9 protein-coding genes and 1 pseudogene are annotated in these 8,476 nt (G+C 55.2%); 6 read left to right on the top strand and 4 right to left on the bottom strand.

Annotated elements, in window-relative coordinates; genetic code table 11:
* Positions 1–472 (bottom strand): annotated as a pseudogene (locus ABF287_RS15930) (GNAT family N-acetyltransferase); the annotation flags it as partial.
* Positions 472–1,203, bottom strand: a complete 732-nt coding sequence (locus ABF287_RS15925; RefSeq protein WP_347185984.1) for a molybdopterin-binding protein — start codon at positions 1,201–1,203, stop codon at positions 472–474. The gene ABF287_RS15925 and the pseudogene ABF287_RS15930, both read right to left, overlap by 1 nt.
* 45 nt (positions 1,204–1,248) lie before the next feature.
* Here ABF287_RS15925 and sfsA point away from each other — a divergent pair, with 45 nt between their 5' ends.
* The 4 genes from sfsA to ABF287_RS15905 all read left to right on the top strand — a co-directional run bounded on the left by sfsA (position 1,249) and on the right by ABF287_RS15905 (position 4,198).
* Positions 1,249–1,929, top strand: a complete 681-nt coding sequence (gene sfsA, locus ABF287_RS15920; RefSeq protein ID WP_347185983.1) for a DNA/RNA nuclease SfsA — start codon at positions 1,249–1,251, stop codon at positions 1,927–1,929.
* 78 nt (positions 1,930–2,007) lie between these two features.
* Positions 2,008–2,850: a type I methionyl aminopeptidase gene (gene map, locus ABF287_RS15915; protein WP_347185982.1), complete on the top strand. Its 843-nt coding sequence runs from the start codon at positions 2,008–2,010 to the stop codon at positions 2,848–2,850.
* Positions 2,851–3,041: 191 nt separating this feature from the next.
* Positions 3,042–3,650 (top strand): cob(I)yrinic acid a,c-diamide adenosyltransferase, encoded by a 609-nt coding sequence (gene cobO / locus ABF287_RS15910; protein ID WP_347185981.1) that lies wholly within the window; start codon positions 3,042–3,044, stop codon positions 3,648–3,650.
* Between the two features lie 14 nt (positions 3,651–3,664).
* Complete coding sequence (locus ABF287_RS15905; protein WP_347185980.1) at positions 3,665–4,198, top strand: NAD(P)H-dependent oxidoreductase; 534 nt, start codon at positions 3,665–3,667, stop codon at positions 4,196–4,198.
* Here ABF287_RS15905 and ABF287_RS15900 read toward each other — a convergent pair.
* A complete protein-coding gene (locus ABF287_RS15900) occupies positions 4,195–5,253 on the bottom strand; it encodes an FAD-binding oxidoreductase (protein ID WP_347185979.1) in 1,059 nt (352 codons plus the stop codon). The genes ABF287_RS15905 and ABF287_RS15900 overlap by 4 nt on opposite strands.
* 76 nt (positions 5,254–5,329) lie before the next feature.
* Between ABF287_RS15900 and mnmD the strand changes: the two genes are divergently transcribed.
* Together mnmD and ABF287_RS15890 are read left to right on the top strand one after the other, a co-directional pair.
* Positions 5,330–6,007 carry a tRNA (5-methylaminomethyl-2-thiouridine)(34)-methyltransferase MnmD gene (gene mnmD / locus ABF287_RS15895; RefSeq protein WP_347185978.1) on the top strand — a complete coding sequence of 226 codons (678 nt, stop codon included), beginning with the start codon at positions 5,330–5,332 and terminating at the stop codon, positions 6,005–6,007.
* A complete protein-coding gene (locus tag ABF287_RS15890) occupies positions 6,004–6,885 on the top strand; it encodes a DMT family transporter (protein WP_347185977.1) in 882 nt (293 codons plus the stop codon). Before mnmD ends, ABF287_RS15890 begins: the two co-directional genes overlap by 4 nt.
* 5 nt (positions 6,886–6,890) lie before the next feature.
* Here ABF287_RS15890 and ABF287_RS15885 read toward each other — a convergent pair.
* A partial coding sequence (locus ABF287_RS15885) for a lytic transglycosylase domain-containing protein (RefSeq protein WP_347185976.1) occupies positions 6,891–8,476 on the bottom strand: 1,586 nt, incomplete at its 5' end.

The raw sequence follows: 8,476 nt of genomic DNA, 5'->3' as shown, positions 1-8,476 counted from the left end.
CGGTGCCAGCAGGGTTTTCACCGGTGCGCGCCAAAATGGATGTCTTCGCGACTTGCACACGGTTCATGACCTCAAGTCGCGCGGCATCAATGCCGCCGGTGTGCCAAATCGTGCGCTGTACCGCGATGGGTGGCCAGCTCACGTAGTTTGTTTCTGGGTCTGGGGTCGCAAAGTGTTCCACGGGTGCGGTTAAGCAAAGCGTCGGGTCGGCGATTTCAAACCCGCCTTGGTCAAGCATGGTATCAAGCGCGGCATCGCCTTGGCGTATTTGAAACAATGGTGTGCGGTTTTGATCCTTAAACTTGTCCAAAATGGCGTTCAGGTCGGTGGTATTTGCGTTGCCCGCCAGCGTTGCCGCTGAGACGCGACTGCCGCCTCCAGCGCCGTCACGCCACATAAAAGGCCCCACTCGTTCTTGGTGCGCAGCTGGCCAAGACGCCTCAAGCGCTGACCAAAGGTCAGACTGTGCCATCATGCACCGTTGTTCGGGAAGATCGCCATGAGTTCGCTCATCGCTTGGGTCACTTTGGCCTCGTCGCCGCCGCGAATGACGATATTGGTGCCGTAAGCACCGTTCTTTTGGAACGGGTAGGATCCAATGGACAGATCAGAGTATTTGTCGGCCAAAGCGCGCAGCGGTGTCGCGACGGCCCCTTCGCCTTGATCAATGCGGTAGGTCTGCGATTTGAGCGGCACGCCACCTGTGAGCGTGGGCAACACAGAGGCCACCATTGCTTCAAATATCTTGGGCACGCCTGCCATGACATGCACGTTTTCGATCTTGAACCCCGGCGCGATAGACACAGGATTGTCGATCAGTGTTGCCGTGTCAGGAATGCGTGCCATCCGCATACGTGTTTCTGTGAATTCAGACCCTTGCGCGATGTAATGCGCTGCCATCACATCGTATGCGTCTTGGCGCACGTCGATGCCCACGCCAAAAGCCTCGGCGACGCAGTCTGCTGTGATATCGTCGTGGGTTGGGCCGATGCCGCCCGAGGTGAACACAGAACCAAAGCTTTGGCTCAAAGATTGCACCGCAGAAATGATGGCGCCTTTGTCGTCGGAGACCACGCGCACTTCTTTGAGGTCAATCCCAACTTCGGTCAACGCATTGGCCAGATAAAACATATTTGCATCGCGGGTGCGCCCTGACAAAATTTCATCGCCGATAACAAGCATGGCTGCGGTTGGGTTAGACATGGTGTGTTCCTTGAGTGAGGTCTGTGTTCGGTATAGTGCTGTCGCATGCGCTTTCAAACCCCTCTCATCCCCGCCACCTTAATCAAACGCTATAAACGGTTTTTAGCCGACGTTCGCCTGCCTGATGGGCGCGAGGTGACGGCCCATTGTCCCAACCCTGGCTCGATGATGGGAATGTCGGACCCTGGACTGACGGTTTGGGTTGAGCCGAACGATGATCCTAAGAAAAAGCTGGATTTTGGCCTGCGATTGATCGAGCAAAATGGCGCTTTGATCGTGGTGGACACGAGCATTGCCAACAAAGTGGTTAAAGAAGCGCTTTTGGCAGGGACAATCAGCGGCCTGCAGGGCGATGTCCGGTCGGAAGTGCCCTATGGCGATAACTCTCGCGTCGATTTCTTGGTTGAAAACGGGGCAGCCAAAACGTGGGTCGAAGTCAAATCCGTGACGCTGAGCCGTCAACGGGGTTTGGCAGAATTCCCCGACAGCAAAACTGTGCGCGGCGCAAAGCATTTAGGCGAATTGTCCAAACGAGTCGCCGCTGGGGATCGGGCTGTAATGCTGTATCTTATCAGTCGCACGGATTGTGATCGCTTTGCGGCTGCAGCCGACATTGACCCGACCTATGCGGCGGCGGAAATTGCGGCGAAAAAGGCGGGCGTTGAGATTTTGGTTTTGGGCGTTGATGCCTCGGCCGATGAAGTTGTTGTCGTGCCTGCGCAGTAATTTGCGTGCGACAACCTAAAGTCTGGCGCTTTTACGTGTTTCGGCTTATATCACCCAAATTGCAAATAGGAGACGGATGTGAACGACACGCATCATGGCCGTATTACAAAAGACGGCATTCGCATTTATGAACCCGATGACTACAAAGGCATGCATGCCTCTGGTCAAGTTGCGGCGCAGATTTTGGATGAAGTCGGCCCTTTGGTGCAAGCGGGTGCAACAACGGGCGAGCTCGATGCATTTGTCGAACGCCGCGTCACCGAACTTGGCACAACGTCAGCGACCATTGGCTACAAAGGCTATGCGCATGCGTCGTGTATTTCGGTTAACCACGTTGTGTGTCACGGCATTCCTGGCTCCAAAATCCCCGGCCGCAAGAACGACGTCTTGCTGGAAGGCGATATCGTAAACATCGACATCACCGTCATCAAAGATGGATGGTTCGGCGATACCAGCCGCATGTATGTCGCGGGCAAAGCCAAAAAGTTTGCAGAGCGTCTGATCACTGTGACGTATGACGCGCTGATGTATGGCATCGAAGCCGTCAAACCGGGCAACACCTTTGACGACATCGCTGGTGCGATCCAAACCCACGCCCACAAGAACCGCATGACGGTCGTGCGTGATTTCTGCGGTCATGGCATTGGTCGCGTGTTTCACTCGCCTCCGAATGTTTTGCACTACGTTCCCGCACGCCGCGCCGGTGAAACGGCTCCCGTGTTGGAAGAAGGCATGATCTTCACGATTGAGCCGATGATCAACTTGGGGCGCCCTGAGACAAAAGTGTTGAAAGATGATTGGACCGCAATAACTGTGGACAAGAAACTGACGGCGCAATTCGAACATTCGATCGCTGTGACGGCAACAGGGTATGAGATTTTTACCCTGTCACCCGGCGATGTGTATTTCCCGACGTTCTAAATCAAACTCTGATCGATTGCGTCTCGATTCAGACTGAACGTTAAACTGATAAGGCGTTAGGCGCATCGCTACTTGAAGAGGGCCGGTCCGGGGTGGGGCGGCCCTCTTTCGATTTGTGATGGCGCGTCTTGCCCATTGCCATTCGTCCATGGTCAGGGCAGGTTCTAGGTCAGCGAATTCAGGAGACACCCATGAGCGAAGACCACGCCCGCCACGCCGCAAAAATGGCGAAAAAGAAAGTTGCCCGCGATAAAATCATGTCCACCAAGACCGGCGAAAAAGGTCTGATCATGGTGCACACAGGTAAAGGCAAAGGGAAATCATCCGCCGCATTCGGGATGATCTTTCGGTGCATCGCCCATGACATGAAATGCGCTGTTGTGCAGTTTATCAAAGGTGGCATGGAATGCGGCGAGCGCAATCTGATCACCGAAAAATTCTCGGATGTTTGTGAATTTCACACGATGGGCGAAGGCTTTACGTGGGAAACGCAAGACAAAGCGCGCGATATCGAAATGGCACAGGCCGCTTGGGCTAAGGCCAAAGAGCTGATCCGCGATGAGAGCAACCGTATGGTTTTGTTGGACGAAATCAACATCGCGATGCGCTATGATTACGTTGATGTCGCTGAAGTTGTCGCCTTTCTCAAAGCCGAAAAACCACCGCTCACCCATGTGGTTTTGACGGGACGCAATGCCAAAGAAGAACTGATCGAGGCGGCAGATTTGGTCACCGAAATGGAGCTGGTTAAACACCCGTTCCGTTCTGGCGTGAAAGCACAAATCGGCGTTGAGTTCTAAAAAGGCGATTGAAAATGACAGTCAAACTTTTGGGCTTATCTGGGTCTTTGCGCGCGGCATCGACCAACACCACCCTCGTGAAAGCTGCCGCCGCCACCTTTGGCGAGTGTGAGTTCACATTGGCAGACTTGCGTTTGCCACTTTACGACGGCGACTTGGAAGAGGCAGGCATGCCCGAAAGCGTGATGACGCTGGCCAAGCAGATTCTTGACGCAGACGCAGTGATCATATCGACGCCTGAGTACAATAAAATGATCTCTGGCGTTTTGAAAAATGCGCTGGACTGGGTTAGCCGAACAGGTCTGTCGCCGTGGGAAGGCAAACCCGTAGCGATCATGTCAGCTGCGGCGGGGCGTTCGGGTGGTGAGCGCACGCAATATTCATTGCGCTGGGCGATGACGCCCTTTAACGCGCAGCTGTTGCAAGCGCCTGAAGTGCTGATCGCCAGTTCGTTCAAGGCCTTTGATGAGGCGGGCCAATTGGTGGATGAACGGTCTCAAGCTGGGCTTGAAAAGCTGATGACGGCGCTGCGCACCGCCGCAAGTTAATCTGCTGACGGCGTAGGTAAAGAGCGTTCGACTTTGAAATCCTCGGGGATCGTATCGCGGTCCTCGAGCACCAGATCCATCAGTTTTTGTGCAGCAAGCGGCACAATGCCAAAGCCGATCTTAAACCCACCATTGAACACAAATTCGCCGCGCCGATATGGATCTTCACCTACCATGGGCGCGCGGGTCGCCGCACGTGGTCGCACGCCAGCCCAGCGTTTCAAAACGCGTGCGTGCGCGAGTTGTGGCATCGCTTTGATCGCACGCGCCAAAAGATCATCCGCCAGTGCATCGGTATCTTGCGGGGCATCATAGTAGCGTTCGGATGTCGACCCGATGGCTAAAGTGCCGTCGTGATGTGGGATGATGTGAATGCCGCCCGTGAAAATCTGGGGCGCATTTGGCAGATCATACTCAAGCAAAATGGCCTGTCCTTTGACCCCGTTTCCCACTTCATGTTTTATCCGCGCACTCATCTCTTCAAGGCCCCAAACGCCAGTCGCATGCACGATTTTGCCCGAAGGTGCGGCGTCGGTTACGATTTCTCCACCCTGACGGATGATGGCCTCAGCCAATGCTGCACAGGCGCGCGCTGGATTGATCCGCGCTGACAATGTGTCGTGGACGAGCCATCCCGTCGGGGATTGCGGCGCCCAATTCTGGGCATCCGACACAGGCACAACACGCCATTCAGCGAGCCCTTTCCACAAAGTTTTAGCGGCCCCTGTACGCAGGTGTGCCAATTCAAGCTGGTGATCGTTTGGTATGGCTTGAAGGCGCCCCAAGTTTCCGTAACCCGTTGATACGCCTGAGACTTGTTCAATGTGTGGCCAGTGGGTGCGCGACATCAATAGGCTTTCCAACTGGAACTCTTTCGCGGGTTCCCAGCGTTCAGGCGTGTGCGGTGCCAGTGCCCCCACGATGCCGCCAGATGAGCCAAATCCAACGCCGTTCGGGTCGATGATGCGCACCTTTGCGCCACGCGTCTGCGCCTCATATGCGGCCGATAAACCAAAGGCGCCCGCGCCATAAATGGTGATGTCTGCACTGCCCATAGTCGATTTTTGCCCATTGAATTTCGCCGAACACACGCGCATGGTCAGCTGATATTTCCCTTATCTAAGACATCTCATGAGCAACCACCAGACAGCAGCCATCGAATGGCGCGACGGGGTCATTCCTGTTTCGACGCAATTCGATGACCCTTACTTTTCTATTGGCTCAGGCCTTGAAGAAACTCGCCACGTTTTTCTGGCTGGGAATGATCTGCCTGCGCGTTTGAAGGCTGGCTTTCATGTTGCCGAATTGGGGTTTGGAACGGGGCTTAATATGTTGGCTTTGGCGTTGTTAGCGCCGGCGGATATGCCTCTTAAGTTCACGTCGTTTGAGGCCTTTCCGATGAATGTGACTGACGTCAAAACGGCGCTGAATGCTTTCCCTGAGGCGGCGGCCATTGCGGAACCGTTTTTGACGGCGTGGGCACAAGGATTGCGCCGCTTTCGGGTCGCGAATATCGAGGTTGAAGTCATCGTTGGGGATGCGCGCGAAACACTTGCGCAGTGGTCTGGCAAGGCTGATGCGTGGTTCTTGGACGGGTTTTCACCGGCCAAGAATCCAGAGCTTTGGAACGCTGATTTGATGGCCGAAGTCGGCGCGCATACAGCGGACAAGGGCACATTCGCAACCTATACAGCGGCAGGCCACGTGCGCAAATCCTTGGCTGACGCAGGGTTCGAAGTGGAACGTGTTCAAGGGTTTGGCCGCAAGCGTCACATGAGCCGCGGCACTTATCTAGGAAGAAGTTCATGAGCACTCAAAACACCACGACGGGCATTTGGCTCATGGTCACCACCATGTTCATTTTTGCCATGCAAGACGGATTATCGCGACATCTTGCGGCTGAATACAACGTCTACATGGTGATGATGATCCGCTACTGGTTCTTTGCGGGCTTTGTTATCATGTGGTCCATGCGTACAAGCGGCGGGTTGCGGGCCGTGATGCGGTCTGCGCAACCCAAACTGCAAATGTTTCGAGGCGCGTTACTGGCGCTTGAAGTCATTGTGATGGTGATTGGCTTTGTAAAACTGGGTCTGGTGGAAAGCCATGCAGTGTTTGCGATTTACCCGCTGATAATCACAGCTTTGTCGGGCCCTATATTGGGGGAAAAGATTGGCTGGCGGCGGTGGCTTTCTGTGGCCGTTGGGTTCTTGGGGGTTTTGATCATTCTCAAACCCTCCGGCGGCGTCTTTGCGCCAGAGTTGATTTTCCCTTTGGTGGCGTCCGCCATGTTTGCGCTCTACGGCCTGCTCAATCGCTATGTCTCGCGCAAAGATCCTGCGCCCGTCACGTTCTTTTACACCGGCGTGTCTGGCGCGATCGTTATGACATTGATTGGCGTATGGTTTTGGGAGGCAATGACGCCAAGCGATTGGGCGGTGATGGCGCTTTTGTGCACCACGGCAACGATTGGACACTACATGCTGATCCGCGCCTATGAGATGGCTGAGGCCTCAGCAATCCAGCCATTTGCCTACTTCCAACTCGCCTTTGCATCCGTGCTGGGCGTCGTGGCGTTTGGGGATGTCATTCGCCTCAATGTGGCGTTTGGCACGGCCTTGGTCGTGGGGGCGGGCGTGTTTGCACTTGTGCGCGCGCAGATGGTGTCGGCGCGCGCCAAATCTTAGTTTTGTTAGCGCGCTTTAAGCTCTTTCGACAGGGTGATCGGCTGCACTGATCCGCTGAGACGCGCGCGATACACAGGGACGCTTTCGGCGACGCGCATCACGTAGTTTCGGGTCTCGCGGAAGGGGATGTGTTCGATCCAATCGACAACGTTGGTTTTGCTTGATCTTGGGTCACCGTAGCGTTCGATCCACTGATCCGCGCGCGAGGGCCCTGCGTTGTAACCGGCAGCGATCAAGGGAATATTGTAGCCGTAGTCTTCGTTGAGCTTTGCCAGATATTCTGAGCCAAGCCGCACATTTACCTTTGGATCGTAAAGGTCGTTCACTTCAAAATCGTCGATACCAACGCGGCTGGCCATAGCTGCGCCGGTTTTGGGCATCAATTGCATCAATCCTGCCGCGCCAACATGAGATCGCGCTTTCGGGTTGAATTCGCTTTCGCGGCGCGTAATCGATAGCGCCAGTTCAGCGGGCACGGGCAATCTGTTCTTTTCAAGCCCATGCATTGGATAATACGCGCGATGCAAAATGACGCCTTGGCTCGCCGCGCGCTTCGCAACGAGCACCGCGAGATAGGGGTTCTTATCCAGTGCTAAATCGCCAAGTTGGCCAATCTCTTGCGGCGACAATGCTTCCCCAAGATGGCGCATAAAGCGGGCAGCCAAAGGCCAGTCGCCTGCGTCATGCAAAAGCAATGCGGATTGCAATACGCTTGATCCCATAAAAGTCGCTTTGTCGTATGGGGGATACTGTGTTTGCCCGACAAGTTTGGGGTCCATTGGTACGCCTGCGCGTTCTGCTGCCAACAGGCCATAGAATGATGTTTGGAATTGAGCGCCAAATGCATAGGCTGCGGCGGCATCAGCTTTGGCGCCCATTGCCTCTAAAGCGCGCCCTTCCCAATAGCCCGCGCGTCCCAACGAAATGGGTGAGGCGACAGACATGCGAAAGCGATTGAAGTGATCCAGCGCGCGCGCCGGATCATTCAAGTATCGAAGTGCAATATATCCGGACAACCATTCAAGGTCTGAATAATGATCTTCGTCTGGACGCAGATAGTGACGTGAGGCCGCTGAGTAAGCGATGCGGGCTTTGCCGTCGCGCATCATTTGACGCGCCAGCGCGCGCCTGCGGTCGCCCCATTGCTCTGGTTCGTCTAAGGATTCGCGGCTTGTGGATTGCTGCAACATCAACGTCACGGCGTCATCGACACGTCCATTTTTGGCACGCCACACCATGCGCTCATAACTCAAAATTGGGTTGCCCCCAAGATCGTTCGGAACGGCGTTGATCGCCTTGGCCATTCCGTCTTGGTCTTTGGCCACGGCCTTAATCGCCACCACCAGTTTGTCCCAACCGCTAGGCATCAGCTGCGCAACGCTGGCGGCTTCGTCGTAATCTTTGGCCCACAACGCACGCCGTATGCGTGCCGTGGTGTGATTTGTCACCGATTTGCCGTAGCGATTTTGCAATGATTGCGCTTCGCTGTCCGACAGCGCGATTTCGCGCCATGTGATCACGGCCTGTGCGGCCGCATCGCCCTTGGCGCCGGTGGCTTCATACGCTTCGATCAAACGCAGTGCGCCAGCGG

Source organism: Pacificibacter sp. (assembly GCF_039769035.1).
In the GTDB taxonomy this organism is placed as follows: domain Bacteria; phylum Pseudomonadota; class Alphaproteobacteria; order Rhodobacterales; family Rhodobacteraceae; genus Celeribacter.
Note: the sequence above shows the minus strand (reverse complement) of the source record. Positions and strands in the feature narration are given on the sequence as shown.